This window comes from Caulobacter sp. P4_E5 (assembly GCF_056401555.1).
In genome coordinates this window covers 20,002-46,381 of the sequence record NZ_JBFUJD010000034.1, presented here as the reverse complement: position 1 = coordinate 46,381, position 26,380 = coordinate 20,002, and the positions used below count along the sequence as shown (strand labels likewise).

General features: G+C 67.7%; 23 protein-coding genes. 13 read left to right on the top strand and 10 right to left on the bottom strand.

The features are described from left to right. From AC1DSO_RS12575 to pstC, 6 genes are all read right to left on the bottom strand, one after another. The coding region (locus AC1DSO_RS12575) for a HAMP domain-containing methyl-accepting chemotaxis protein (RefSeq protein WP_477069134.1) at positions 1-1,469 on the bottom strand (1,469 nt) is incomplete at its 3' end. A 464-nt stretch (positions 1,470-1,933) separates the two neighbouring features. After that, entirely contained in the window at positions 1,934-2,626 is a 693-nt protein-coding gene (phoB, locus tag AC1DSO_RS12570; protein ID WP_477069133.1) for a phosphate regulon transcriptional regulator PhoB, read from the bottom strand. Between the two features lie 19 nt (positions 2,627-2,645). After that, positions 2,646-3,338 carry a phosphate signaling complex protein PhoU gene (gene phoU, locus AC1DSO_RS12565; protein ID WP_477069132.1) on the bottom strand — a complete coding sequence of 231 codons (693 nt, stop codon included), beginning with the start codon at positions 3,336-3,338 and terminating at the stop codon, positions 2,646-2,648. A 25-nt stretch (positions 3,339-3,363) separates the two neighbouring features. Continuing rightward, entirely contained in the window at positions 3,364-4,206 is an 843-nt protein-coding gene (pstB, locus tag AC1DSO_RS12560) for a phosphate ABC transporter ATP-binding protein PstB (RefSeq protein ID WP_477069131.1), read from the bottom strand. A gap of 59 nt (positions 4,207-4,265) precedes the next feature. Next, positions 4,266-5,564: a phosphate ABC transporter permease PstA gene (pstA, locus tag AC1DSO_RS12555; RefSeq protein ID WP_477069130.1), complete on the bottom strand. Its 1,299-nt coding sequence runs from the start codon at positions 5,562-5,564 to the stop codon at positions 4,266-4,268. Beyond that, a complete protein-coding gene (gene pstC / locus AC1DSO_RS12550) occupies positions 5,557-6,996 on the bottom strand; it encodes a phosphate ABC transporter permease subunit PstC (protein ID WP_477069129.1) in 1,440 nt (479 codons plus the stop codon). Before pstC ends, pstA begins: the two co-directional genes overlap by 8 nt. Before the next feature lie 399 nt (positions 6,997-7,395). Here pstC and AC1DSO_RS12545 point away from each other — a divergent pair, with 399 nt between their 5' ends. Continuing rightward, positions 7,396-9,168: a methyl-accepting chemotaxis protein gene (locus AC1DSO_RS12545; protein ID WP_477069128.1), complete on the top strand. Its 1,773-nt coding sequence runs from the start codon at positions 7,396-7,398 to the stop codon at positions 9,166-9,168. Between the two features lie 4 nt (positions 9,169-9,172). On the opposite strand, the gene AC1DSO_RS12540 is transcribed toward AC1DSO_RS12545, so the two are convergent. Continuing rightward, positions 9,173-10,591: a sensor histidine kinase gene (locus AC1DSO_RS12540; RefSeq protein WP_477069127.1), complete on the bottom strand. Its 1,419-nt coding sequence runs from the start codon at positions 10,589-10,591 to the stop codon at positions 9,173-9,175. A gap of 163 nt (positions 10,592-10,754) precedes the next feature. Between AC1DSO_RS12540 and AC1DSO_RS12535 the strand changes: the two genes are divergently transcribed. The 10 genes from AC1DSO_RS12535 to AC1DSO_RS12490 all read left to right on the top strand — a co-directional run bounded on the left by AC1DSO_RS12535 (position 10,755) and on the right by AC1DSO_RS12490 (position 22,011). Beyond that, the gene (locus AC1DSO_RS12535) at positions 10,755-14,012 is read left to right on the top strand and encodes an autotransporter family protein (RefSeq protein WP_477069126.1); all 3,258 of its coding nucleotides are present in this window, start codon (positions 10,755-10,757) and stop codon (positions 14,010-14,012) included. A 262-nt stretch (positions 14,013-14,274) separates the two neighbouring features. Beyond that, positions 14,275-15,729 (top strand): OprO/OprP family phosphate-selective porin, encoded by a 1,455-nt coding sequence (locus tag AC1DSO_RS12530; protein ID WP_477069125.1) that lies wholly within the window; start codon positions 14,275-14,277, stop codon positions 15,727-15,729. A 116-nt stretch (positions 15,730-15,845) separates the two neighbouring features. Continuing rightward, positions 15,846-16,895, top strand: a complete 1,050-nt coding sequence (locus AC1DSO_RS12525; RefSeq protein WP_477069124.1) for a sulfate ABC transporter substrate-binding protein — start codon at positions 15,846-15,848, stop codon at positions 16,893-16,895. Between the two features lie 187 nt (positions 16,896-17,082). Further along, on the top strand, positions 17,083-18,189 hold the full coding sequence (gene lovK, locus AC1DSO_RS12520; protein WP_477069123.1) for a photosensory histidine protein kinase LovK: 1,107 nt from the start codon (positions 17,083-17,085) through the stop codon (positions 18,187-18,189). Between the two features lie 18 nt (positions 18,190-18,207). Continuing rightward, the gene (locus tag AC1DSO_RS12515) at positions 18,208-18,675 is read left to right on the top strand and encodes a response regulator (protein ID WP_477069122.1); all 468 of its coding nucleotides are present in this window, start codon (positions 18,208-18,210) and stop codon (positions 18,673-18,675) included. A gap of 13 nt (positions 18,676-18,688) precedes the next feature. Beyond that, positions 18,689-18,961, top strand: a complete 273-nt coding sequence (locus AC1DSO_RS12510; protein WP_477069121.1) for a SemiSWEET family sugar transporter — start codon at positions 18,689-18,691, stop codon at positions 18,959-18,961. Positions 18,962-19,061: 100 nt separating this feature from the next. Next, positions 19,062-19,976 (top strand): acetylglutamate kinase, encoded by a 915-nt coding sequence (argB, locus tag AC1DSO_RS12505; protein ID WP_056053203.1) that lies wholly within the window; start codon positions 19,062-19,064, stop codon positions 19,974-19,976. After that, on the top strand, positions 19,973-20,638 hold the full coding sequence (locus AC1DSO_RS12500; RefSeq protein ID WP_477069120.1) for a pyrimidine 5'-nucleotidase: 666 nt from the start codon (positions 19,973-19,975) through the stop codon (positions 20,636-20,638). The genes argB and AC1DSO_RS12500 overlap by 4 nt, the downstream gene beginning before the upstream one ends. Continuing rightward, positions 20,635-21,483 (top strand): 2,3,4,5-tetrahydropyridine-2,6-dicarboxylate N-succinyltransferase, encoded by an 849-nt coding sequence (gene dapD, locus AC1DSO_RS12495; protein ID WP_477069119.1) that lies wholly within the window; start codon positions 20,635-20,637, stop codon positions 21,481-21,483. The genes AC1DSO_RS12500 and dapD overlap by 4 nt, the downstream gene beginning before the upstream one ends. Positions 21,484-21,534: 51 nt before the next feature. Beyond that, the gene (locus AC1DSO_RS12490; protein WP_477069118.1) at positions 21,535-22,011 is read left to right on the top strand and encodes a DUF805 domain-containing protein; all 477 of its coding nucleotides are present in this window, start codon (positions 21,535-21,537) and stop codon (positions 22,009-22,011) included. Positions 22,012-22,014: 3 nt separating this feature from the next. On the opposite strand, the gene AC1DSO_RS12485 is transcribed toward AC1DSO_RS12490, so the two are convergent. Beyond that, entirely contained in the window at positions 22,015-22,371 is a 357-nt protein-coding gene (locus AC1DSO_RS12485) for a cell surface protein (protein WP_477069117.1), read from the bottom strand. A 98-nt stretch (positions 22,372-22,469) separates the two neighbouring features. Here AC1DSO_RS12485 and fmt point away from each other — a divergent pair, with 98 nt between their 5' ends. Both fmt and truA read left to right on the top strand, forming a co-directional pair. Further along, a complete protein-coding gene (gene fmt, locus AC1DSO_RS12480; protein WP_477069116.1) occupies positions 22,470-23,396 on the top strand; it encodes a methionyl-tRNA formyltransferase in 927 nt (308 codons plus the stop codon). Further along, complete coding sequence (gene truA / locus AC1DSO_RS12475; protein WP_477069115.1) at positions 23,396-24,139, top strand: tRNA pseudouridine(38-40) synthase TruA; 744 nt, start codon at positions 23,396-23,398, stop codon at positions 24,137-24,139. Before fmt ends, truA begins: the two co-directional genes overlap by 1 nt. A gap of 120 nt (positions 24,140-24,259) precedes the next feature. Here the strand turns inward: truA and AC1DSO_RS12470 are convergent, their stop codons facing one another. Continuing rightward, a complete protein-coding gene (locus AC1DSO_RS12470; RefSeq protein ID WP_477069114.1) occupies positions 24,260-25,180 on the bottom strand; it encodes a glutaminase in 921 nt (306 codons plus the stop codon). Positions 25,181-25,196: 16 nt separating this feature from the next. Then, the gene (dapE, locus tag AC1DSO_RS12465; RefSeq protein ID WP_477069113.1) at positions 25,197-26,342 is read right to left on the bottom strand and encodes a succinyl-diaminopimelate desuccinylase; all 1,146 of its coding nucleotides are present in this window, start codon (positions 26,340-26,342) and stop codon (positions 25,197-25,199) included. Positions 26,343-26,380: the final 38 nt, after the last annotated feature.

Here is a 26,380-nt window from a genome sequence, read left to right as displayed (position 1 = left end):
GCCTTGACCGTTTCCGAGGACACCGCGCCGATCTCGGTGGCGGCGGTCTGCGACCGCTCGGCCAGCTTGCGGACTTCCGAGGCGACGACGGCGAAGCCGCGACCGTGCTCGCCGGCCCGGGCGGCCTCGACGGCCGCATTCAGGGCCAGCAGATCGGTCTGGCGAGCGATCTCCTGCACGATGGTGATCTTTTCGGCGATTGTCTGCATGGCGTCGACCGCCTTGGCCACGGCCTGGCCCGAGACCTCTGCGTCGATCGCCGACTGGCGGGCGATCGTTTCCGTCTGGGCGGCGTTGTCGGCGTTCTGCTTGATGTTCGAGGCCATCTCTTCCATCGAAGCCGAAGCCTCTTCGGCCGACGAGGCCTGTTCAGTKGCGCCTTGGCTGACCTGTTCTGAGGCGGCCGACAGTTCCTGGCTGCCCGCCGATACGTTGTCCGAGGCCGAGATCGCGTCGGAGACCACGCCGCGCAGGCGTTCAATCATCCGCTCCAGCGCCAGGCCCATGACGTCCTTGTCGGACAGCGGCGTGGGTTGGACCGTGAGATCGCCGTCGGCCACCTTGTCGGCCAGGGCGGCGCTCTCGCGGAGATTGGCGACCATGCCGCGCAGGGAATGGCCAAGCACGTCCTTGTCCGACAGCGGCTTGACCTCTACCGACAGGTCGCCCGAAGCCACCTGATCGGCTAGAGCCGCCGTCGCGCGCAGGTTGGCGGTCATGCGATTGACGGTCTCGACCAAGTCCTTGATTTCGTCGTTGGTCTTGACGGTGACGCTCTGGCCGAGGTCGCCGAGCGCCACGGCCTTGGCCAGTCCGTCGATCTTGCCGAAGCCTTGGGCGATCGTGCGGGCAATCCAGACCGCGGCGGCGACCGCGAGCAGGGCCGAAACGAGGATCACGGCGATCAGGGCGTTGCGCGAGGCCGCATAGGCATGGTCGCTGGCGTCGTCCGCGGTGACCAGGCGCCTTTCCTGCAGCTCGACCAGATTATCGACCTCGCCGGTGATGCGATTGGTGATCTTGCGCTGCGCGTTATGCATCTGGTCGATGGCCCGGTCGCGGCGTCCGGCCAGGATGTCGCCGCGCATGATCTCGTCGCCCTCGGCGAACAGCGCCCAGTCGCGCGCCAAGGCCTCCCACTTCGGCTTGCCCTCCACCGAGGCGTGGCTAAGGCCGGCCTCAAGCAACGTCCGGACCTTTTCCTTGCTGGCTTCGGCCTTGGCGTTTTGGCTTTTCAGCTCCTCGGCGTCGTCGGCCAGGGCCATGTTTTTCTGAGCGCGGATCAACTGCAACAGCGCGATGCCCACGGCCTGGCTGCGCTGCAATTGCGCAACCGGCCCTTCGACCATCGCCTTTTGGCCAGTATTCAGCGACCGCAGCTGGTTCACCCCGAACAGGGTCGCCCCTACCATCATCAGGATGAGCGCCCCGAAGGTCAGGGCGAGTTTGAGCTTGATCGTCATGCGCATGGAGAACTCCGGCCCGCGTCAGCCTCGGGGCGAGGATTGGACAAACGACGGAAAGAGGCCCGCTCGCGCTGTATAAGACACGACGATAAACCCCCCGGCGCTATCAAAAAGGCCCGCCAATACTGGCGTTGCACGGATAAGACGTCGCCATTACCAGCGCGCCTTCGCCGAGACCGTTGACAGCACTTGTATTTATACATGAGACATCCGCCCAACCTGAGCCTTACGGCTGCTTTTCAAGTTGAATCGGCGATAAATACTTCCGCAAGTCTCTTCCGCACACGCTTAACGGGCGGTAAACTCAGCAACCGTTAGGATAGCGACATTCTGCCTCACCACCATTAAGCGAAGCCGGACGTCAAGCCGAGAAACGGTCCAGGTCAACGCAATAAAGCGCGCGCCGGCGGGCGGCGCGCGCTTTGACTCCCGGAAGGAATGCCTCGGATGAGACGGCCGACTGGACCTCAGGCCGCGTCAAGATCCAGCGAGTAGCCGGCCGAGCGCACCGTGCGGATCGGATCCCCGTCCGAGCTGCCGTTCAGCGCCTTGCGCAGGCGACCAATGTGGACGTCGACCGTGCGGGCCTCGACATAGACGTCCGAGCCCCAGACCGCGTCGAGCAGCTGTTCGCGGCTGAACACCCGGCCCGGGTGCTGCATCAGATAGTCCAGCAGGCGGAACTCGGTCGGGCCGAGGTGGATCTCCTTGCCGTTCCGCTTCACGCGGTGGGCCACCCGGTCGATGATGATGTCGCCGACCGTGATGCGGTCGTCGGCCAGGCCCGGGCGGATGCGGCGCAGCACGGCGCGGACGCGGGCGGTCAGCTCGACCATCGAGAACGGCTTGACCACATAGTCGTCGGCGCCGGTGTCGAGGCCGCGGATCCGGTCCGTCTCCTCGCCGCGCGCCGTCAGCATGATGATCGGCACGTTGCGGGTCTCGGCCCGGCCGCGCAGGCGGCGGCAGACCTCGATGCCCGAGACCTTGGGCAGCATCCAGTCGAGGATGACCAGGTCCGGGGCCCGCTCGTTGGCCATGATCAAGGCCTCCTCGCCGTCTCCGGCCACGCCGACACGGTAGCCTTCCTTGTCGAGGTTGTAGTGCAGCAGGGTGGCCAGGGCGTCTTCGTCTTCCACCACCAGAACGTAGGGAGTCACTTCAGGTCGCCTCTATCGATTACTGCGACACGACGTCGAGCTTGGGACGTTGCGAGATCAGCTCGTCGCCGGTCAGCTCGAAGTGGATGATCTCGGCGATGTTGGTGGCGTGGTCGCCGATGCGCTCGAGGTTCTTGGCCACGAATAGCAGATGAGCGCAGGCGTTGATCGTGCGCGGATCGCCCATCATGTAGGTCAAGAGCTCGCGGAAGATCGAGTTGTAGTGCTCGTCGACCTCCTCGTCGCGGCTCCACACGCCGATGGCGCGCTGCAGGTCCGAGGTGGTGTAGGCGTCAAGCACGTCCTTCAGGCGGCTCTGCACCAGCTTGCCCATGCGCTCGATCGAGCGGGTCAGGGCGGTCATCGGATCGGCTTCGGTCAGGATCAGCGCGCGCTTGCCGATGTTCTTGGCCATGTCGCCGCAGCGCTCGAGGCTCATCGAGATCTTCAGGGCGGCGACGGCGTGGCGCAGGTCGACGGCCATCGGCTGGCGCAGGGCGATCAGGCGGAAGGCCTTGCGTTCGATCTCGCCCTGCAGGGCGTCCAGGCGCTCGTCGCCGGCGACCACGGCCTGGGCCAACGGCCCGTCGCGGCGAGCGATGGCGGCGATGCAGTCGGCGACCTGCGACTCGGCGATGCCGCCCATGCGGGTGACCTCGGCCGTGAGGTGGGCCAGCTCTTCGCCGTAGGATTTGACGGTATGTTCGGTCATCTCATGATCCTCCCGCGCGCTCTGGTTAGCCGAAGCGGCCGGTGATGTAGTCCTGGGTGCGGCTGTCGCGAGGATTGGTGAACATCTCCTCGGTCGGGCCGCTCTCGACCAGCTTGCCCAGATGGAAGAAGGCCGTGCGTTGCGAGACGCGGGCGGCCTGGGCCATCGAGTGGGTGACGATCACGATGCAGAACTGGCTGCGCAGCTCGTCGATCAGCTCTTCGATCCTGGCGGTGGCGATCGGGTCGAGGGCCGAGCAGGGCTCGTCCATCAGGATCACTTCGGGCGACACGGCGATCGCGCGGGCGATGACCAGGCGCTGCTGCTGGCCGCCCGACAGGCCGGTGCCCGGCTGGTGCAGGCGGTCGGCCACTTCGTTCCAGAGCCCGGCCTTCTTCAGGCTGCTCTCGACGATGGCTTCCAGCTCGACCTTGCCGGTGGCCAGGCCGTGGATGCGCGGGCCGTAGGCGACGTTCTCGAAGATCGTCTTCGGGAACGGGTTCGGCTTCTGGAACACCATGCCGACGCGCGAGCGCAGCACCACCGGATCGACGCTCTTGAGGTTGACGTCATTGCCGTCGATCTCGATCACGCCCTCGACGCGGGCCGACGGGATCGTGTCGTTCATGCGGTTGATGCAGCGCAGGAAGGTCGACTTGCCGCAGCCCGACGGGCCGATGAAGGCAGTGACCGACTTGGCCGGGATGTCGATGTTGACGTCGAACAGCGCCTGCTTGTCGCCGTAGAACACCTTGACGTCGCGCGCCTTGATCTTGGGCTCGCCGACGGGGGCGGCGGCGTGGGCGTGCGGCACGGCGGTGTGGATCATCGGCGTGTGGGCGGTGTCGTCGGGGCTTTGGACGGTCATGGCGTGTCCCTTCACGAGGGGCGGAGCGAGAGGGTTCAGGATCTGGGTCATGGGGGGTCTCACCAGCGGCGCTCGAAGCGGCGGCGCAGGATCACGGCCGCGGCGTTCATGACGATCATGAAGACGAGAAGGACGATGATGGCGGCGGCAGTGCGCTCATGGAAGGCGCGTTCGGACGCGTTCTCCCAGATGAACACCTGGACCGGCAGCACGGTCGCGGCGCCGGTGAAGCCTTCCGGCACGCCGGGCACGAACGAGACCATGCCGATCATCAGCAGCGGGGCGGTCTCGCCCAGGGCGTGGGCCAGCGACAGGATGGCGCCGGTCATCACGCCGGGCATGGCCAGCGGCAGCACGTGGTGGAAGACCGTCTGGGTCTTGCTGGCGCCGACGCCCAGCGCGGCCTCGCGGATCGAGGGCGGCACGGCCTTCAGGGCCGAGCGGGTGGCGATGATCACGGTCGGCAGGGCCATCAGGGCCAGCACCAGGCCGCCGACCAGCGGCGAGGACCGCGGCACGTTCAGCCAGTTGATGAACAAAGCCAGGCCCAGCAGACCGTAGACGATCGACGGCACGGCCGCGAGGTTGTTGATGTTGACCTCGATGATGTCGGTCCAGCGGTTCTTCGGGGCGAACTCTTCCAGATAGGTCGCGGCCAGCACGCCCACCGGCACCGCGATCAGGGCGGTGATGATCAGCATCATGGCCGAGCCGACCACCGCGCCCAGCACGCCGGCCTGTTCGGGCTCGGTCGAGTCGGAGTTGGTGAAGAAGGCGAAGTTGAACCCAGACTTGATCGCGCCGCTCTTCTTCAGCTGCTCCAGCCAGTCCAGCTGCTGGTTGTCCAGCTTGCGGTCGCCCTCGGCGGTCGAGCGCTTGATCTCGCCCTTGAAATAGAGGTCGGCGTCGGCCTTCAGCGAGCCCGAGACCTCGATCGTCTTGCCGATCAGCGACGGGTCGGCCTTGAGCTTGTTCAATAGCTGGAAGCCGAAGTCGCGCGACACCAGGTCCTGGACCTTGGTCGAGACCGTGCCCAGGTCGTCATCTTGCAGGCCCAACTTCTTCATCACCGCCTCGGCGACGATGTAGTCATAGTTGACGCCGCTGAGGTCGGACGTGTCGATGCGGTCCGGGTTCAGATAGACGGGCACGCTGAGGGTGTGAGCCTCGAACGTCGTGTAGCCCTGGCTGACGATCCGGCCGACCAGCACGACCAGGAACACCAGAGCCACGATAATGGCGGCCAGGCCCTGGGCCTTGAAGATCCGTTCGCTGCGGTGACGCTTCTTCAGCCGGGCTTCCATGGCTGTCGAGGCGGCGGAGCGCGGGGGAGCCGCGCCGAAGGTCGCGTCAGTCATATTGTTCCCGGTACTTCTGGACGATGCGCAGGGCGACGATGTTCAGGCACAGGGTCACCACGAACAGGGTGAGGCCCAGGCCGAAGGCCGACAGCGTCTTGGGGCTGTCGAACTCCTGGTCGCCCGTCAGCAGGGTGACGATCTGGACGGTCACGGTGGTGACGGTGTCGAGCGGATTGACCGTCATCTTGGCCTGCAGGCCAGCGGCCATGGTCACGATCATGGTCTCGCCGACGGCGCGGGACACGGCCAGCAGCATGGCGGCCATGATGCCCGGCAAGGCGGCCGGCAGGATGACCTTCTTGACCGTCTCCGACTTGGTGGCGCCCATGGCGTAGCTGCCGTCGCGCAGGCTCTGCGGCACGGCGTTGATGATGTCGTCCGACAGCGAGGAGACGAACGGGATCAGCATGATCCCCATCACCACCCCGGCCACCAGGGCCATCTGGTTCTGAACTTCCATCAGATATTGGCCGACGCCCGGCAGCGTGCCGACCACCATCGCGCCCAGGGCGTTGAAGCCGGCGCGGAAGATCGGACCCACCGTCAGGGCGGCGAAGAAGCCGTAGACCACGGTCGGCACGCCGGCCAGGATCTCCAGCAGCGGCTTGACCACGCCGCGGACGCCGCGACCGGCGTATTCCGAGAGATAGATCGCCGAGTAGAGGCCGACCGGCGCGGCCACCGCCATGGCGATGAACATGATCAGGAAGGTGCCGGCGAACAGCGGCACGGCCCCGAAAGCGCCAGCCGAGGCGACCTGGTCGGCGCGCATGGCGATCTGCGGGCTCCACTCGGTCCCGAACAGGAACGACAGCGGATTGACGCTCTGGAAGAAGCGCCAGCTTTCCCAGACCAGCGACAGCACGATGCCCAGGGTGGTCAGCACGGCCGCGACCGAGCAGCCGATCAGCAGCACGCCAATCCAGCCCTCGACCCGGTTGCGGGCGCGGAATTCGGTGGAGATGCGCGGGAAGGCCAGCAGGAAACCGGCCAAGGCCAGCACGGCGGCGGCGGCCAGCATGCCGATGTTGATCAAGGTCCCGACGCGCTTGGCCTCGGCGACCTTGGCGTCCAGGGCGACCTTCAGTTCGCCTTCGTACGCCACTTCGCTGGGCGCCTGCTTGGCGGCGATCGCCTGGGCGTCGCTGTAGAAGACGGCCTGCCGGTCCAGCTCCAGGGCCTGGACGGCGGCTGGGCGGGTGGACTGCAGGACCGCGTCCTCGACGCGACCGCCGAACATGGCGCCCGCCAGCAGCAGCAGCGCGGCCGGCGCGCCGGCCCACAGGGCCGCATAGGTCCCGTAATAGTTCGGCAGGGAATGGAGGACGCGGGCGCGGCCTCCGGTGGCGGCCACGGCGCGACGGCGACCGGCCACGAAGGCCGCGCCGGAGAACAGCGCCAGGACAATGAGCGAGAGCCAGGTCAGCATGCGTGAGGCTAATCTTGCGCGAAGGTTGTCGAGAGCGCCGCAGGATCGCGCGCCCTCCCCCGGCCAGATCTATGCCGGGCCGTCGCTGTGCTTATGCGACGGATTGATGACAGTTTGACGACAGCGTCCGTCCCAGGGTTGAACGACGGCGGAATGCGCCCTCGCATAACGCTGTTGCGCGATATGTCGCACCTTCACCGTGCGTACGAAAATAGATCTTTGGCGCTGAATTTTACCTAGTTATTTCAGATACTTAATGTAAGTCCCATGGAGATGCGAGCTCGCTCGCCCCCTGGTCGGGCGGGGTGCGACATCTGACGATGTGTCGTGTTCAGAACTTGTTGACCAGCTTCGCCGCCAGTCTGCCCTCGAATAGAAGACGCCCCGAGGAGCGACGACATGATGTTCAAGCGTTCGAACGCCCACGCGGTGGAAACCCTAGCCGCGCTCGACCGGTCGTTGGCCACGATCGAATTCGACCCGAAGGGCAAGATCCTCGCGGCCAACGCCAACTTCTGCGCGGCCATGGGCTATCGGCTGGACGAGATCGTCGGCCAGCATCACAGCCTGTTTGTCGATCCGGCCTACGCCGCCAGTCCTGACTACGTGGCCTTCTGGCAGAAGCTGGGTCGCGGCGAGTTCGACGCCAACGAATATCTGCGTCTGGGCAAGGGCGGGGTCGAGGTCTGGATCCAGGCCTCCTACAACCCGGTCCGCGACACGCGCGGCCGTGTCTCGCGCATCGTCAAGGTCGCCGCGGTGATCACCGAGGAGAAGCGCCGCAGCACCGAGGAGCGCGGCAAGATGGAGGCGATCAGCCGCGTCCAGGCCGTGATCGAATTCACGCCGAGCGGCGAAATCCTGACCGCCAACGAGAACTTCCTGAGCGTGCTCGGCTATTCGCTGTCCGAGATCCAAGGCAAGCACCACCGCATGTTTGTCGAGGAGCGCTATGCGGCCTCCGCCGACTATGCCGACTTCTGGCGCAAGCTGAACGCCGGCGAGTTCGTCGCCGCGGAGTTCATGCGCGTGGGCAAGGGCGGGCGCGAGGTCTGGATCCAGGCCTCCTACAATCCGATCTTCGACCACAAGCGCCGGATCACCAAGGTCGTGAAGTTCGCCACCGAGGTGACCGGTCGCGTCCATGCGGTCAATCAGATCGCCCAGGGGCTCGAGCACCTGGCCGGCAACGACCTGACCTATCGCATCGCGGGCGCGATCGATCCGCAGTTCAGCAAGGTGCGTGACGACTTCAACACCGCCATGTCGGTGCTGGACGAGGCCATGGGCGTGGTCACCCAGGCGACTCACGGGGTCGGCGCGGGCGCTCGCGAGATCTCGACCGCTTCTGACGACCTGTCGCGCCGCACCGAACAGCAGGCGGCCAGCCTGGAGGAGACAGCGGCCGCGCTGGACGAGATCACCGCAACGGTGAAGCGCAGCGCCGAGGGTGCGCGCCAAGCCTCCACGGCCGCTTCCGGCGCGCGCGCCGACGCGGCGCGCTCCGGCGAGATCGTCGGCGACGCCGTCGCCGCCATGGGCGAGATCGAGAAGTCGTCGGGCCAGATCACCAACATCATTGGCGTGATCGACGAGATCGCCTTCCAGACCAACCTGTTGGCGCTGAACGCTGGGGTCGAGGCCGCCCGGGCCGGTGACGCGGGTCGCGGCTTCGCGGTCGTCGCCCAGGAGGTCCGGGCCTTGGCCCAGCGTTCGGCCGACGCGGCCAAGGAGATCAAGACCCTGATCGCCAGCAGCACCGCCCAGGTCGAGCGGGGTGTCCGCCTGGTCGGGGACACCGGGGCGGCGCTCTCGACGATCGCCGAGAAGGTCGGACAGATCGACGGCTTGATCTCCGAGATCGCCCAGTCCTCGCGCGAGCAGGCGACGGGCCTCAGCGAGGTGAACACCGCCGTCAATCGCATGGACCAGGTCACTCAGCAGAACGCGGCCATGGTGGAAGAGGCCAACGCCGCCGCCGCCGGCCTGCAGACGGAGTCCGCCGATCTGGCCCGCATGGTGGCGCGGTTCGCGACCACCGCCGCCCGAAACGGCGGGGCGCAGATGGAACAGCCTGGTCGTGCGCCCCAGCATCGACCAGCGCCGCGGATGGCGCACCGCCCGGGCGGCGCGGCCCTGGCCGTCAAGGCGGAGGCCTGGGACGAATTCTAGGAACCTAGGCCTCGGCCGCCGCCGTTGCAGGGGGCGAAGCCGAGGCCGCGCCAACCTTGGCCATCGGCAGATAGACGCCGAAGGTGGCGCCTTCGCCCTGCACGCTCTCGACGGTCAGGCCGCCGCGATGGCGGTTCATGATGTGCTTGACGATCGCCAGGCCCAGGCCGGTGCCCGAGCGCTCGCCGCTCTTCTGGCCCTCGACGCGATAGAAGCGTTCGGTCAGCCGCGGCAGGTGCTCGCGCGCCAGTCCGGGGCCCCGGTCGGTGACCCGCAGCACCGCGTAGCGTTCAGCGAGATCGTGGTCCGGCGTCAGCAGCGACATCCGCGCGGAGGACGAATCGCGCGGCGCGGCGGCGGCCTCGGCGGCCAGGCCCGGAAAGATCTCGACCCGCACCACCCCGCCCTTGGGCGTATACTTGATGGCGTTGTCGATCAGGTTCTGGATCACCTGGATGATCTGATCGCGATCGCCCTCGACCACGGCCCCGCCGCGCGGCGGCAGGACGGGATCGAAGCTCACCGCCTTCTCGCGGGCCTGCGGCGCCAGGGCGTCGATCACGTCGACGGCGGCCATGGCCAGGTCCACCCGGCCCAGCGGCGCGATGTGCTCGTTCAGCTCGATGCGCGACAGGCTCATCAGATCGTCGATCAGGCGCGCCATCCGCTCGGCCTGGGCCAGCATGATCCCCAGGAACCGGTCGCGAGCGCCCGGATCATCCTTGGCATGGCCGCGCAGGGTCTCGATGAAGCCCGACAGCGAGGCCAACGGCGTGCGCAGCTCGTGGCTGGCGTTGGCCAGGAAATCGGCGCGGGTGCGCTCGCTGCGGCGCGCGTCGGTCTCGTCGCGCAGGGCCAGCAAGGCCAGGCGCGAACGGCCGACGCTTTCCTTCAGCGGCCGGGCATGGGCCAGCCAGGCCCGGCCCTGCGTCCCGCCGGTCTCGAACTCGACAACGCCCTCGACGCCGCCGAACAGCGCCTCGTCCACGGCCTCCAGCACGCGCGGATTGCGCACGGCGGTGACCAGCAGCGCGCCCTGATGCTGGATCTTGAACAGTTCGCGCGCGGCGGCGTTGGCGAACAGGAAACGGCGGCCGGTCAGGTCGTCGGCCTCTTCGGCGGCGATCACCATCAGGGGATCGGGCAAGCGGTCCAGGATGGCGGCGAAAGGCGGGACCTCCTCGACGGCCGCGACCTGGGCCAGACCGATTCCGGAGACGGGGCGTTCGGGCGGCCGATTCACGCGCCGCGTCAGCCACCAGCCCGCGCCGCCGGCCGCCACCGCCGCGAAAACCGCCGGAGCCGGCTGAGCCAGTCCTGTCACCGCCAGGCCCAGGATCACGCCGGGACCGATCATCGATGGCCAAAACATGGTCGCGCGGCGGCTTTCTGATCCGTCCGGGGGCGTGTTCGCCAGCGGCATGGGGAGGCTCATCGATTCAAGCGAGAGGCGATTCGTCGATCCAGATATGGCGCCCTGCCAAGCCATGCGATAGACGGTTGGCGCCTTAGTACGTGTCGCGAGCGGGACTCACCGCATTTTCGCCGCATCGTGACCCGAATTAAGTGCCCGGGTTTCTATCGAGGTGTCGTTCGTAATGCAGCGCAAGGTCCTGGTCGCGACGGTCGCGGCCGCTCCTCTTCTGGCCATGGCTTTCGCCGCGTCGGCGGAAACCTCGGTCTCCACCGCGCGCACGACGCCGATCGCGACCAGCACCGCGACGGGCACGGCGGCGGATGACATCCGCATCACCGCCGACGGCTCGATCAAGCCGACCACGGCGGGCGCGGTCGTCACGATCGACAGCAACAACAAGGTCACGAACCTCGGGACCATCGGGACCACTGGGGTCAACGACGGCGTCGGCGTGCTGATCATCGGCGGCCGGACCGGTTCGCTGCTCAATTCCGCCACGATCTCGCTGCTCGAGGACTATACGGCCACCGACACCGACTCGGACGGCGACCTGGACGGCGTGTTCGCCCAGGGCAGCAATCGCATCGGCATCCGACTGACCAACGCCGGGACCTTCACCGGCGACATCGTCAGCGACGCGACCGGCGTGATCAGCATCGAGGGCAACAACTCGGCCGGCATGCTGCTGGAAGGCCCGATCGTCGGCAACGTCACCAACCTGGGCGCCATCAGCGTCACCGGCGACAACGCCTATGGCGTGCGCATCGCCGCGCCGGTCACCGGCAAGGTGACCATGGGCGGCGCGATCAACGTCCAAGGCCTGGGCGCGGTCGCTCAGGCCATCGATTCGAACATCGCCGGCCCCCTGGTCCTGCAAGGCTCGACCAGCGCGACCGGCTATCGCTACACCTCGCGCCCGACCACGGTCGACGCGCTGAACAAGCTGGACGCCGACGACCTTCAGCAAGGCGGCCCGGCCGTGCGCATCGCCGGCGACGTGACCGGCGGGGTGCTGCTGCAAGGCGTCAACTATTCGACGAAGGTCGGGACGGACGGCGTCACCACCACCACGACGATCACCTCCAGCACCACCGGCACGTCGAGCATCAGCGTCTATGGGTCGGCCCCGGCCCTGCAGATCGGCTCGGCCAGCCAGAACGTCACCCTGGGCGCGGTCGGAACAGGCAGCAACGCCTACGGCCTGGTCGCCAAGGGGACGATCGGCGCGGCCGGCGTCTATAACGGCGTCTCGGCCACGGGCCTATCGATCGGCGCCGGCGGCGGCCGCACGACGACGATCGCCGGCGGCGTGCGCAACGACGGCCAGATCTCGGCCACCACCTACGAAGCCGACGCGACCGGCGTGATCCTGAACTCGGGCGCGACCGCCAACGAGATCCTGAACCGCGGCACGATCGTCACCACCTCGTCGTCCTATGCGGCGTCGGGCGTCACCGCCAATGCGCGCGGCATCGTGCTCGGCGCGGGCTCGACCAGCACCAGCATCCGCAACACCGGCGGCATCAGCGCCTCGCGCACCGGCGAAACGGGCGACGCGGTGGCGATCCTCGACCAGGCCGGAACCCTGAAGACGATCACCAACACCGGCACGATCCGCGCGCTGCTGAGCGCCCCGACCTTCAAGCAGGACGGCACGGCCGCCACCGTCACGACCAGCGGTCAGGCGATCGCCCTGGACCTGCGGGCCAACAATTCCGGCGTGACCTATACCCAGTCGGGGCCGGTCGACTTCACCTCGACCACCACCTTCCCTTCGACCGACACCGTCACCAGCGCCGACGCCACCTCCACGACCGTGGCGCCCAGCACCATCGGCGACGTGCTGTTCGGCGGCGGCAATGACACCCTGAACCTGTCGAGCGGCAGCCTGCTGGGCGCGATGTCGTTCGGCGCGGGCCAGGACCGCTTGTCGATCGACGGYGGCGCGGTCGCGCTGGGCAAGCTGAGCGACAGCGACGGCAAGCTGGACATCGCCGTGGCCAACGGCAGCCTGGGCATCGTCAACACCGACGCCATCAACGTCTCCAGCCTGACCGTCGGCAGCAAGGCCAAGCTGCTGTTCTCGGCCGATCCGGCCGCCGGCGCGAACACCAAGCTGGTCGTCTCGGGCGCCACGAGCATCGCCACCGGCGCCGAGCTGGGCATCCGCCTGGCCAACCTGGTCAAGACGCCGACCACCTTCACGGTGATCCAGGGCTCGAACATCAGCGTCGGCACGATCGGCAATGGCCTGCTGGCCGAGTCGCCGTACCTGTACGTGGCCACCAGCCGCGCCGACACCAACAACGTCTATATCGACGTCCGTCGCCGTTCGGCCGCCGAGATCGGCTTCAACAAGGCCGAGACCTCGGCCTACGACGCCGTGTTCGCCGCGCTGGGGACCGATTCGACCCTCGCCGCCAACTTCCTGGGCCAGAGCACCCGCGACGGCTTCCGCGACCTCTACGACCAGATGCTGCCCGACCAGGGCGAGGGCCTGTTCGCGGCCCTGCAGTCGGTCAACCAGCAAGTCTCGGCCGCCACGATGTTCCGTCCCGATCCGGGCGACCGCTACGGGCCGGACAGCGTGTGGGTGCAGGAGATCAACTCGCTGACCCGCCGCGACACCGACCAGACCCTGGGTTCGGACACCCAGGCGTTCGGCTTCGTGGCCGGCTACGAGGCCATGGGCGACGCGGGCGGGGCCCTGGGCCTGACCCTGGCCTATGTCAGCGTCGAGGAGCACGACACCGTCGCCAAGGTCGGTGAGCAGACCACCGCCTCGTTCGTCCAGACCGGCGCCTACTGGCGTCGTTCGGTCGGCGGCTGGCGCTTCAACACCGGCGGCGGCGTGGGTTATGGCTTCTTCCAGGGCGACCGCCGCTTCATCGCCCCGGACACCAATGGCGACGGCGTGGCCGACCTGGTCCTGAAGAACAACGCCGACTGGAAGGGCCTCACCGCCAACGCCTATGCCGGCGCGGCCTACGAGCAGAAATTCGGCCGCTTCTTCGCCCGTCCCGAGGGCCGCCTGGACTATGTCTGGCTGCGCGAGGGCAAGCGCGCGGAAAAGGGCGGCGGCGACGGCTTCGACCTGACCGTCGACAAGCGCACCTCCAGCAACCTCTCGGGCGAGCTGGGCGTGGTGTTCGGCGCCGACTTCGGCAAGAACGTCTGGTGGCGCCCGGAAGTGCGGGTCGGCTATCGCCAGACCCTGGCCGGTTCGGTTGGTGACACGGTGGCCCGCTTCAAGGGCGGCAATCCCTTCACCCTGGCCGCGCTGGACGACAAGGACGGCGCGCTGACCGCCGGCTTCGCCCTGCGCGCCGGCACCCCGATGTCCTATCTGGCCATCGAGGGCGGCGTCGAAGCCGCCAAGAAGCAGAAGCGCTACAACCTGCGCCTGGCCGGCCGGGCGATGTTCTAAAGGGCCGCCAAGCCCCTCAGTTGAGCGCTGGAAATACGAAAGGCCGCCTCGGGAAACCGGGGCGGCCTTTTCCGTGCACGGATCTTTAATCGTTTAAGCATCTGATTTGATGGAAGTTTCGCGGCCTTTTTCGCGACATTTCGCCGCGCCTCCAGAAAAACTCAAGGCCGGTTTCCCTAATCTCTATTTCGGAGCTAGGAATAATGGTTTTCCCTAGCTCGGCAGGCCGGCCCCGCTCAGCGGCGCCGAGAGGGGACTACACATGATCAAGACAAAAACCGCCTTTCGCACCGCGCTGATCGCGGGCGTCTCCCTGCTGGCCACCGCGGGCGCCGCCGCGGCCCAGACCGCGTCACCGCAAGACGCCGCCGCGCGCATCGCCGCCCTCGAAGCCCAGCTCTCGACCCTGCAGCAGCAGGTCGCCGACCTGAAGGCCGCCACGGCCGCCAGCTTCAAGGACGTCCGCACGGTCCAGAGCGCCACGACCGTCAGCATCGCCGGCGCCAAGCCGACGATCGCCTCTGGTGACGGGGCCTACAGCGCCACCCTGCACGGCGTGATGCAACTGGACGCCGCCCAGTACTATCAGGACAAGGGCCTGCCGGCCGTGCTCGGCAACGCCCGCGACCTGAACAACGGCACCAATTTCCGCCGCGCCCGCCTGGGCGTCGACGGCAAGTTCGCCAAGAACTTCGACTACTCGATCCTGCTGGACTTCGGCGGCGCGGGCACCGACGGCGCTGGTCAGCTGCAGGAGCTGTACGTCCAGTACAACTACGCCCCGTTCAAGATCCGGGTCGGCGCCTACGCCCCGAACCTGGGCCTGGAGGACGCGGCCTCGACCAACGGCTCGCTGTTCCCCGAACGGCCGTCCTCGGTCGAAGCCGCCCGTAGCCTGGCCGGCGCCGACCGCCGCATCGCCCTGCAAGGCCAGGTCGTCCGCGAGCGCTGGCTGCTGTCGGGCGCGGTCACCGGAGCCAAGGCCGGCGACGGCCAGACCTTCGACGAGCAGCTCGGCTATCTGGGCCGTTTCGCCTTTGTCCCGGCCAAGGGCCTTGATTGGCTGATCCACGTCGGCGCCAACGCCAGCGTCGTGGCGACGCCGGCCCAAAGCGCCGCCGTGACCGGCGCCTATAACGTCACCCTGCAGGACCGCCCTGAACTGCGCGTCGACGGCCAGCAGCTGGTCACCACCGGCGCCATCGACGCCGAGGGCGCGCGCCACTACGGCCTGGAACTGGCCGCCCAGAAGAAGAACCTGCTGATCCAGGGCGAGTACTTCGGCTACAAGATCGACCGCCGCAACCCGGCCGTCGGGGTCAGCGATCCCAAGTTCACCGGCTGGTACGTGGAAGGCGGCTGGGTGCTGACGGGCGAGGCCCGCAAGTACAACGCCAACAACTTCGCGTTCGACGCCCCGGCCATCGCCAATCCGTTCGATCCCAAGGCCCACAAGTGGGGCGCCTGGGAACTGGCCGGCCGCTACTCGGTTCTGGACTTGAACCACCACGAGAACGCGGCCCTGGCCGGCGATCGCGTGCGTGGCGGCGAGCAGACCATCTGGACAGTGGGCCTGAACTGGTTCCCCAATTCGGTGACCAAGTTCTCGGTCGACTATCTGGATGTCGACGTCGACCGCAAGGACCCCGCCGGCGGCCTGCTGCCGCTCAGCCAGAGCTACCAGGCGGTCAACCTCCGCAGCCAGTTCGCGTTCTAGTTACCGGAGCCGCTGGCTCCGGGCTGAAGTCCGGGGCCAGCGGCTCCAAGCGTTTCTCCTCCAAGACCGCCGCGCAGACCCGTCGCCGCGAAAGACCCTCCAGAAAGGATCGTCCCATGAGTGACATCATCAAGGCTCCGACCCGCCGTGGCCTGCTGGCCGGCGCCGGCGCGGGCGCCGCGGCCTTGGCGGCGGGCGTCGCGCCCGGCTTGGCGACGGCCCAGGCGGGCAAGACCATCACCCTGCTCAATGTCAGCTACGACCCGACGCGCGAGCTCTACAAGGACATCAACGCCGCCTACGCCAAGTACTGGAAGGAAAAGGTCGGCCAGACCCTGCTGATCAACCAGAGCCACGGCGGCTCGGGCAAGCAGGCCCGCTCGGTGATCGACGGCCTCCAGGCCGACGTCGTCACCCTAGCCCTGGCCTACGACATCGACGAGATCGCCGCCAAGGCCAAGCTGCTGCCGGCGAACTGGCAGTCGCGCCTGCCGCAGAATTCCACGCCCTACACCTCGACGATCGTGTTCCTGGTCCGCAAGGGCAACCCTTGGAAGATCAAGGACTGGGGCGATCTGGTGAAGCCGGGGATCGACGTGATCACCCCCAACCCGAAGACCTCGGGCGGCGCGCGCTGGAACTATCTCGCCGCCTGGGCCTGGGCCCTGAAGCAGCCGGGCGGCAGTCCCGCCAAGGCCGAAGCCTATCTGAAGACCCTGTTCGAGCACGTGCCGGTGCTGGACACCGGCGCCCGCGGCGCCACGACCAGCTTCACCCAGCGCGGCCTGGGCGACGTGCTGCTGGCCTGGGAGAACGAGGCCTACCTCGCCCAGGAAGAACTGCCGGGCAAGTTCGACATCGTCTATCCGTCACTGTCGATCCTGGCCGAGCCGCCGGTGGCCCTGGTCGACAAGAACGTCGACCGCCACAAGACCCGCACCATCGCCGAAGGCTATCTGAACTTCCTATACAGCCCACTGGCCCAGGAACTGATCGCCAAGAACTACTACCGCCCGCGCAACGCCGCCGTGGCGGCCAAGTACGCCAGCAAGTTCAAGCAGATCCCGCTGGTGACCATCGACGACACGTTCGGCGGCTGGAAGAAGGCCCAGGCCACGCACTTCGCCGACGGCGGCCTGTTCGACAAGATCTACCAGCCCAAGTAACGCTCTGCCGAGATCCGTCCGTTCCGGGAAGCACGGATGGATCTTGGAGCGCGCGGCGRCCGGCCCGCGGGCCGGTTGACGGCGGGAGCTCTCAGCGGGTCCCCGCCGTTTCCACATCCTATGTTGGGAACTCGACATCATCGGGTACGTTCAGCGTCCACGGGGTGGTGGGAGCTTGACCGTACGCATGAGCGACTATTCGGAAGCACGACGCGCCGGCGACCGACTGGCCGCCGGTCACGGGGTCGATGACCCCTTCGCGGCCGCGATCCGCGCTACCCGCATAGCGATGCTGGTCACCGACGCCACCCAGGCCGACCATCCAATCATCTTCGCCAACGACGCCTTCCTGAAGCTGACCGGCTACGACCGTGACGAGGTCATCGGCCGTAACTGTCGCTTTCTGCAAGGTCCCGACACCGAACCCCAAGCGGTGCTGGCCCTGCGCGAGGCCATCGCGGCAGGCGAGGATCTTTCCGTCGAGATCCTGAACTATCGCAAGGACGGTTCGAGCTTCTGGAACGCCCTTTCCCTGTCGCCGGTCCGTAGCGACACCGGCGAGATCGTCTACTTCTTCGCCTCGCTGCTCGACGTCACGGACAAGAAGATGGCCGAGGTCCGTCTCCGCGACCGCCGCGACGACCTGGAACAGTTGGTCGAGGCGCGCACCCACGAATTGACGCTCGCCCTGGAGCAGAAGACCGCCCTGCTCCACGAGGTGGACCATCGGGTGAAGAACAACTTGCAGCTCATCTCCAGCCTGCTGCTGTTGCAGAACCGGCGGGTGACTGACCCCACGCTGAAGGCGTCGCTGAAAGGCATGCTGGGCCGGGTCAACGCGATCGCCACCGTCCATCGCCGCCTGTTCCAGAGCGAGGACGTCGAGCGCTTCGACGTCTCGGCCTTCATCCGCGACATGGTCGCCGACCTGATGGGCTCGGCCATGCGCGACGACGTCACGGTGCAGCTGGATCTGGAGCGAGTCGACATCGCCGCCGCCAAGGCGGCCCCGTTCGCCCTGGTGGTCAACGAACTGCTGACCAACGCCCTGCGGCACGGCTTCCCGGAAGGCCACGGCGGCCGGATCCTGGTCAGCGTCACCCGCCAAGACGGCGAATTTCGGATCGAAATCACCGACAACGGCGTTGGCATGGATAAGGACAGTAAGCCGTCCGGCTTTGGCCTCACCATCGTTCAACTGCTCTGCCAGCAGCTGAAAGCGAAATGGGAGACCACCGACGCGGAACCTGGCACTCGCGTAATCGTTCTGCTGCCTGTGAACGGCGCGCATTGAGGTAAGGACAAGTTTCGTATGACCGGGCGTGCGCTCGATGTTTTGATCGTCGAGGACGAGATGCTCCTCGCGATCGAACTCGAACATTTGATCGAGGAGGTGGGTTGCCACTCGCTCGGCTGCGCCATGAGTTCCGACGAAGCCGTCGACCTCGCCGAAAGACTGCATCCCGACCTGGCCCTCGTGGACGTCCACCTCAGCGACGGTCCGACCGGCGTCGAGGTGGCGCGCAAGATCTCCCGCGATTGCGGCGGCGTCGCCCTGTTCATGACCGCCAACGTCAAGCGCTTGCCCGACGACTTCGCCGGCGCGTGCGGCGTGATCGGCAAGCCCTATTCCGAGCACGGCGTGAAGACGGCTCTCTCGTACCTGCGCTACTGCCTGCAACAGGGACAAGCGCCTGGCCCGGTCCCGATAGGCCTGACCTTGGCCCCGGCCTATGCCGAGCTCTGGGGCCTGAGCGACGTGCTGCCCAAGATCGCCTAAGAGGGATCGCCTGATGGCCGTCCCGCCGGTGGCCGCCCTGGTCGGAACCGCCGCCGCCCTGCTCTCGATCACCAGCTTCGCCCCGCAGATCATCAAGATCTGGACCGAGAAGGACGCCTCGTCCGTCTCGCTGCGGACCTATGTCGTCACCGTGACCGGCTTCTCGTGCTGGGTCGTCTACGGGATCTTGATCCGCGCCTGGCCGGTGATCGCCTCCAACATCGCCTGCCTGCTGATGTCGGGCGCGGTGCTGGTCATGAAGTGGCGGTTCGACCGCCGAGCCTAAGGCGCCCCTCCGGGACCCTTTTGCGTGACAGGGGGGGCGGGGTCCGCTATCGAGGCGCCGCCTATTTCCCTTCCCAAATTTCGCCTGCGGGACAGCCGCCTTGAACGACGCCGCCGAGGAAGCCGGCTGGGCCACCGCCAAGACCTTGGCCGAGGCCCTGCCCTACATCCAGATCTACGACCGCGAGACGGTCGTGATCAAATACGGCGGCCACGCCATGGGCCAGGAAGAGGTAGCCAAGGTCTTCGCCGCCGACGCGGTGCTGCTGAAGCTCTTGGGCGTCCATCCGGTGGTCGTGCACGGCGGCGGTCCGCAGATCAGCCGCATGCTCGACAAGGCCGGCGTCAAGTCGACCTTTGTCGATGGCCTGCGCGTCACCGACGAAGCCACCATGGAAGTGGCCGAGATGGTCCTGTCCGGCGCGATCAACAAGGAAATCGCCAACTGGATCACCCAGGCCGGGGCCGAGGCTGACGTGCGCGGCGTGGGCCTGTCGGGCAAGGACGCGCGCCTGATCACCGCCGAAAGGGTGACCCGCACCCGCAAGGATCCGGACAGCAATATCGAGCAGGTCATCGACCTGGGCTTCGTGGGCGAACCGACCAAGATCGATCCGCACATCATCCAGGCCCTGCTGACCTCGGAAACCGACTACATCCCGGTGATCGCCCCGATCGGCGTCTCGACCGAGGGCGAGACCTTCAACATCAACGCCGACACCGTGGCCGGTGCTCTCGCGGGCGCCTTGAAGGCCAAGCGGATGCTGATGCTGACCGACATCAAGGGCGTGCTCGACGCCAATGGCGACCTGATCCGCCAGATGACGCTGGAGGAGGCGCGCGCGCTGATCGACACGGGCGTGGCCACCGGCGGCATGATCCCCAAGCTGGAGAACGCCATCCACGCCGTGGAATCGGGCGTCGAGGCCGTGGTCATCCTGGACGGCCGCCGGCCGCACGCCATGCTCGTCGAGCTGTTCAGCGAACACGGCGCGGGTACGCTCATCTCCCGATGAGCGCCGACCTTTCCCACGTCGACACCTGGCTGTTCGACCTCGACAACACCCTGTACCCGCTGGAAAGCGAGTTCATGGGGCTGATCGAGGCCAAGATGACCGAATTCGTGGCGCGGGAGACCGGCCTGCCCCGCGACGAGGCCCGGGCGCTGCAGCACGGCTATTTCCAGGAGCACGGCACCACTCTGGCTGGCCTGATGGCCAACCACGGCATCGAGCCCAAGGCGTTTCTGGACGAGGTGCATGACGTCTCGATGGACCGTCTGGTCCCCGAGCCCGCCTTGCGCGCGGCGATCGCGCGCCTGCCTGGCCGACGGCTGATCTTCACCAACGGCTCGCTGGGCCACGCCGAGCGGGTGCTGACCCACCTGAACCTGCGCGACCTGTTCTCCGAGGTGTTCGCGATCGAGACGGCGGACTATCTGCCCAAGCCGGCGCTGGCGACCTTCGACAGGATCACCAAGCTGCACGCCATCGACCCGCCGATGACCGCCTTCTTCGAGGACAGCGAGAAGAACCTCGTCCCCGCCGCGCGTCTGGGCATGACCACCATCCTGGTCGGGCCGCACGCCGCGGACTCGACCTCGGAACACGTCCATTTCCGCACCAACGACCTGCCTGAGTTCCTGAACTCGGCCCGCCTGCAAGGAAGTCCAGCATGACCGCCGCCGTGAGCCTTTCAGACCTGCAAACCGAGATCGAAGCCGCCTGGGAAGCCCGCGCCGACGTCTCGGCCGCCACCACTGGCCCCGTGCGCACCGCCGTGGACGAAGCCCTGCTGCTGCTCGACAGCGGCAAGGCTCGCGTCTCGGAGAAGATCGACGGCGAATGGACCACACACCAGTGGCTGAAGAAGGCCGTGCTGCTGTCGTTCCGCCTGAACCCCAACACCGTCATGCGCGCGGGCTCGCTGGGCGGCGGCGTCGGTCCCTGGTGGGACAAGGTGGCCAACAAGTTCGACGGTTGGGACGCCCCGCAGTTCGAGGCCGGCGGTTTCCGCGCCGTGCCCGGCGCCATCGTCCGCCGCGGCGCCCACATCGGCAAGAACGTCATCCTGATGCCGTCGTTCGTGAACATCGGCGGCTTCGTCGACGAAGGCACAATGGTCGACACCTGGGTCACGGTCGGCTCGTGCGCCCAGATCGGCAAGAACGTCCACCTGTCGGGCGGCGTCGGCATCGGCGGCGTGCTGGAGCCGCTGCAGGCCAATCCGACCATCATCGAGGACAACTGCTTCATCGGCGCCCGCTCGGAAGTGGTCGAGGGCGTGATCGTCGGCGAGGGCGCGGTCCTGTCGATGGGCGTGTTCATCAGCGCCTCGACCAAGATCGTCGACCGCAAGACCGGCCAGGTCCACATCGGCAAGGTGCCGCCCTACAGCGTCGTGGTCCCCGGCAACCTGCCCGACAAGAACGGCGGCCCCAGCCTGTACTGCGCGGTGATCGTCAAGACGGTGGACGCCCAGACGCGGTCGAAGACCTCGATCAACGACCTGCTGCGGGACTAGTCGACGAAGGCGCGCTATCTTAGGGTTGTCTCCGGCGAATGGAGACGACCTATGGGCTATCTGAAGGCGCTTTTTAGTTTCGAAGGGCGCGCGGCGCGCCTGACCTACTGGCGCTTTCAGGTATTGCAGGCGGCGGTCGTCGCCGCCCTACTGATCCTGGCCTCTTTCGGAACGATTGTAGGCGGGTGGCTCGGCGCCGTGCCACTCGCATGCGTTCCGCTTTTGCTCCTGACCGGCTTTTGCGTGACGGTTCGCCGTCTACACGATCGCGGCAGGAGCGCTTGGTGGGCGCTGCTCTTCACGATCGGACCGTGGTCCCTAATCGCACCGTCGCAGGGATTGAGCCAGGACGCGCCACCGCTGGTGGTGCTCGGCGCAGGCGTCTTGGCGATCGCAGGCGCGGGTCTGGCTCTCTGGGCCTGGATCGAGATCGGGTTCCTGCGGGGCGCCAGGGGCGCCAACCGCTACGGACCCGAGCCCTCGAACCTCGACTTGGCCGTCGTCAGCAAAGCCGCGCCTGTTCGCTAGCCCCTACTTCGTCGCCTCGTTCAGTTGCTTCTTGCTCTCGGCCGCGCCTTCCTTGGCGTCCTGCTTCAACTCGCCGCCGGCCTCCTTGGCCTTGTCGCCGGCCTTGTCGCCGAGTTCCTGAGCCTTGTCGGTTGCTTCGCCGGCGGCTTGCTTCAGGTCGGCGGCGGTCTCCTTAGTGCTTTCCTTGATCGCCGTGCCCGCTTCCTTGACGTCGGGGTCGTTGGCGATGGTCTTGGCGGCGTCCTTGACGTCGGAGGCGGCGGCCTTGGCGCCTTCGCCAACTTGCTTGGCATGTTCTTGCGAGCAGGCGGCCAAGCCCAGGGTGGCGACGGCGGCGGCGATCAGCAGTGTGGAACGCATGGTCGTGCTCCTTCATAAGTCCGCTGGATAACGGCCCCCCACGGTCCAGGTTCCGAGTCGGCTTTGCGTCGGACCGCCGAGACCGCTAAACCCCCGCCATGCGCATCGCCTTTCTCGGCACCCCCGATTTCGCCGTCACCTGCCTCGCCGAACTCGTCGCCTCTGGCCACGAGATCGTCTGCGTCTATTCCCAGCCGCCGGCCCCGCGCGGCCGCGGCCAGGAGCTGAAGCCCTCGCCGGTCCACGCCTTCGCCGAGGGCCTGGGCCTGCCGGTCCGCACCCCCGTCTCGATGAAGACACCCGAGGAGATCGAGGCCTTCCAGGCCCTGGACCTCGACGCCGCCGTCGTGGTCGCCTTCGGCCAGATCCTGGTCAAGGCAGTGCTGGACGCGCCGCGCCATGGCTGTTTCAACCTGCACGCCTCGCTGCTGCCGCGGTGGCGGGGCGCCGCCCCGATCCAGCGGGCGATCATGGCCGGCGATCCGGTCACCGGCGTCCAGGTCATGCGGATGAGCGAAGGCCTCGACGAGGGCCCGATCCTGATGTCCGAACAGGTGCGGATCGACCGGCTGGAAACCGCCGGAAGCCTGCACGACAAGCTGGCCGCCGTCGGCGCCCGCCTGCTGCCGGTCGCCCTGGCCGCCGTCGAGCGGGGCGGGGTCCGCGAAACGCCCCAGGCCGAGGACGGCGTGACCTACGCCAAGAAGATCAAGTCGGCCGAAGCCCGCATCGACTGGACCCGTCCGGCCGCCGAGGTCGACGCCCACATCCGCGGCCTCTCGCCGTTCCCCGGGGCCTGGTTCGAGGCGCCGTCCGACAAGGGCCCCGTGCGCGTGAAGGCCCTGCTGTCGCGTCTCGAGGACCAGGACGGCGCGCCGGGCCAGGCGCTGGACGACGACCTGCTGATCGCCTGCGGTGAGGGCTCTATCCGCCTGCTGAAGGCCCAGCGCGAGGGCAAGGGCGTCCAGGACGCTGACGTCTTCACGCGCGGCTTCCCGATCGCCGCCGGCGCTGTACTCGACTGATGCCCCGCTATCGCCTCCTCGTCGAGTATGACGGCCGGCCCTATTCGGGCTTCCAGGCCCAGGCCGTGCTGCCGTCGGTGCAGGGCGCGATCGAGGCGGCGGTCAAGGCCTTCACCGGCCAGGACGTGCGCATCGCCGCCGCCGGCCGCACCGACACCGGGGTCCACGCGACCGGCCAGGTCGTGCATGTCGACCTCGAGCGCGACTGGCCGGCCCAGACGGTGTTCAACGCCCTCAACGCCCACCTGACCCGCGAGGCGGTGTCGATCCTCTCGGCCGAACTGGCCGAGGAAGACTGGCACGCCCGCTTCTCGGCCAATGAGCGCCGCTATCTCTACCGGATCCTCAACCGCCGCGCCCCGCCGGCCCTGGACAAGGGCAAGGTCTGGCACGTGAAGAAGGACCTGGACGCCGAGGCCATGCACGTCGCCGCCCAGCATCTGGTCGGCCTGCACGACTTCACCACGTTCCGCGACATGCACTGCCAGGCCAAGAGCCCGCTGAAGACCCTGGACGTCGCCCGCGTGCGGCGGGTCGGCGAGGAGATCCACCTGGACTTCGAGGCGCGGTCCTTCCTGCATCGCCAGGTGCGGTCGATGACCGGCACCCTGGTCGAGGTCGGCGCCGGGCGGTGGACACCGGATGATGTGAAAGCCGCGCTGGAGGCCAAGGATCGTCGCGCCTGCGGCCCGGTGGCGCCGGCGGATGGGCTGTATCTGGTGGGCGTGGGGTATGGCGAATAGATCCTCCCCCGTATCACGGGGGAGGTGGCCCAGGGGGCCGGAGGGGGCCAGCACGGCCGACCTCCAGCTTGCCCCCTCCGTCGGCTCCGCCGACACCTCCCCCGCATCGCGGGGGAGGATCTAAAGCACCGAACAATTGGTGATCTGGCTGAACGCCTCCAGCGCCGCCGTGCCGACCACCGAGGTGCCGAACCTATCGAGCTCCGGCGACCACACCGCGATCGTCGCCTTGCCGGGGACCACGGCGACGATGCCGCCGCCCACGCCGCTCTTGGCCGGAAGCCCGACCCGATAGGCGWAGCTGCCGACGCTGTCATAGATCCCGCAGGTCAGCAGCAGGGCGTTCAGCCGCCGGGTCAGGCGCTCGGGAAACACCGTCTCCTGCGCCACCGGCGAGAAGCCGCCAGCCGCCAGGGGCAGGAAGGCGCGGGCCAACTGACGGCAGCTCATGGTCAGGGCGCACTGGCGGCAATAGGCGGCGACCACGGCCTCGGGGTCGTGGGTGATCGTGCCCTTGCCGCGCATCAGGTTGGCGATGGCGCGGTTCTGCCAGGCGTGGGCCAGCTCCGAGGCCGCCACGGTCGGATCGATCTCCAGCCGCTCGTCGGCCAGGAAACCGGCGAAGTCGCGGACCAGGGCGGCTGGGTCGCGGGTGACGTCCAGCAGCACGTCGGTGACCGCCAGGGCCCCGGCGTTGATGAACGGATTGCGCGGCACGCCCTGCTCGGCCTCCAGCAGGGACAGATGGTTGAACGGCGTGCCCGAGGGCTCCTTGCCCACGCGGGTCCAGGTCTCGTCGCCCAGGCGGTTCAGGGCCAGACCCAGGGCGAAGACCTTGGTGATGCTCTGGACCGAGAAGCCCTCGTCGGCGTCGCCGATCACGTGCTCGTCGCCGGTCACCGTCCGCACGGCCATGCCGAACTTCGTGCCCGGCACGCCAGCCAGCTGCGGGATGTAGTCGGCCGGGCGGCCCTTGCCGAAGTGCGGCTTCACCAGCACTGCCACCTCGGCCAGCACGTCGGGGATCGAGAGCGCCTTCATCGCCGACGCCCCGCCTCTAAGCGAAGGCCGCGAAGTAGCGGTTGATCAGCGCCTCGTAGGCGCCCGCCAGCTGGCGGACCTCCTCGACCGGCACCCGCTCGTCGACCTGGTGCATGGTCGAGCCGACCAGGCCGAACTCGACCACCGGACACAGGCTGCGGATGAACCGCGCGTCGCTGGTGCCGCCGGTGGTGGACAGCTCCGGCACGCGGCCGGTGGTGTCGCCGACGGCGGCGACGATCACGTCGGTAAAGGCGCCCGGCGCGGTCAGGAAGGCCTCGCCGCTGATCTTGCACAGCGCCTCGACCCGTCCAGAGAACCCTTCGGCGGCCTCGCGGCACTCCTGCTCGATCCAGGCGGCCAGGTCCTTGCCCTGGTGAGCCGGATTGAAGCGGATGTTGATCCGGGCCTTGGCGGACGCGGGGATGACGTTGGTGGCGGTGTTGCCGACATCGACCGTGGTCACCTCCAGGTTCGACGGCTGGAAGCCCGTGTAGCCCTCGTCCAGAACCCGGCTCTGCAGGCGCGAGAGGATGTCGACCATCACCGGGATCGGATTGGCGGCGCGGTGCGGATAGGCCACGTGGCCCTGCTTGCCGTCGACGGCGATCCAGGCGTTGATGCTGCCGCGCCGGCCGATCTTGACCATGTCGCCCAGCAGGTTGGCGCTGGTCGGCTCGCCGACGATGCAGTGGTCGATGATCTCGCCCTCGGCGGCCAGGGCCTGGACGACCTTGACGGTGCCGTCCTCGGCCACGCCCTCCTCGTCGCCGGTGATCAGGAAGCTGATCGAGCCGGCGTGCTCGGGGACCTTCGAGACGGCGGCGACGAAGGCGGCGATGGCGCTCTTCATGTCGACCGCGCCGCGACCGTAGAGGACCCCGTCCTTGATCTCGGCCTCGAACGGCCCAGCAGTCCAGGCCGCGTCGTCGCCGACCGGAACCACGTCGGTATGGCCGGCGAAGCAGAGGTTCGGCCGGGCGGTCCCACGCCGGGCGTAGAGGTTCTCGATCTCGCCGAACTTCATGCGCCGGCAGGTGAAGCCCAGACCTTCCAGCCGCCGCTGCAGCACATCCATCGCGCCCTCGTCGGCCGGCGTCACCGACGGACGGCGGATCAAGGCCTGGGCGAGATCGATCGGATCAAGGGCGGGGCTGGTCATGGCCCAGCCTTTAGGCCGCTCATCGGAGGGACGCAAAT

Bases quoted from the DNA above. Each gene is read 5' to 3' on its own strand.
- dapE (WP_477069113.1), bottom strand. From the start codon at position 26,342: ATGACCAGCCCCGCCCTTGATCCGATCGATCTCGCCCAGGCCTTGATC.
- AC1DSO_RS12540 (WP_477069127.1), bottom strand. From the start codon at position 10,591: ATGCCGCTGGCGAACACGCCCCCGGACGGATCAGAAAGCCGCCGCGCG.
- AC1DSO_RS12490 (WP_477069118.1), top strand. From the start codon at position 21,535: ATGGGCTATCTGAAGGCGCTTTTTAGTTTCGAAGGGCGCGCGGCGCGC.
- phoU (WP_477069132.1), bottom strand. From the start codon at position 3,338: ATGACCGAACATACCGTCAAATCCTACGGCGAAGAGCTGGCCCACCTC.
- fmt (WP_477069116.1), top strand. From the start codon at position 22,470: ATGCGCATCGCCTTTCTCGGCACCCCCGATTTCGCCGTCACCTGCCTC.
- AC1DSO_RS12510 (WP_477069121.1), top strand. From the start codon at position 18,689: ATGGCCGTCCCGCCGGTGGCCGCCCTGGTCGGAACCGCCGCCGCCCTG.
- AC1DSO_RS12515 (WP_477069122.1), top strand. From the start codon at position 18,208: ATGACCGGGCGTGCGCTCGATGTTTTGATCGTCGAGGACGAGATGCTC.
- AC1DSO_RS12525 (WP_477069124.1), top strand. From the start codon at position 15,846: ATGAGTGACATCATCAAGGCTCCGACCCGCCGTGGCCTGCTGGCCGGC.
- pstC (WP_477069129.1), bottom strand. From the start codon at position 6,996: ATGCTGACCTGGCTCTCGCTCATTGTCCTGGCGCTGTTCTCCGGCGCG.
- AC1DSO_RS12530 (WP_477069125.1), top strand. From the start codon at position 14,275: ATGATCAAGACAAAAACCGCCTTTCGCACCGCGCTGATCGCGGGCGTC.
- truA (WP_477069115.1), top strand. From the start codon at position 23,396: ATGCCCCGCTATCGCCTCCTCGTCGAGTATGACGGCCGGCCCTATTCG.
- pstB (WP_477069131.1), bottom strand. From the start codon at position 4,206: ATGACCGTCCAAAGCCCCGACGACACCGCCCACACGCCGATGATCCAC.
- lovK (WP_477069123.1), top strand. From the start codon at position 17,083: ATGAGCGACTATTCGGAAGCACGACGCGCCGGCGACCGACTGGCCGCC.
- AC1DSO_RS12545 (WP_477069128.1), top strand. From the start codon at position 7,396: ATGATGTTCAAGCGTTCGAACGCCCACGCGGTGGAAACCCTAGCCGCG.
- AC1DSO_RS12485 (WP_477069117.1), bottom strand. From the start codon at position 22,371: ATGCGTTCCACACTGCTGATCGCCGCCGCCGTCGCCACCCTGGGCTTG.
- AC1DSO_RS12500 (WP_477069120.1), top strand. From the start codon at position 19,973: ATGAGCGCCGACCTTTCCCACGTCGACACCTGGCTGTTCGACCTCGAC.
- pstA (WP_477069130.1), bottom strand. From the start codon at position 5,564: ATGACTGACGCGACCTTCGGCGCGGCTCCCCCGCGCTCCGCCGCCTCG.
- dapD (WP_477069119.1), top strand. From the start codon at position 20,635: ATGACCGCCGCCGTGAGCCTTTCAGACCTGCAAACCGAGATCGAAGCC.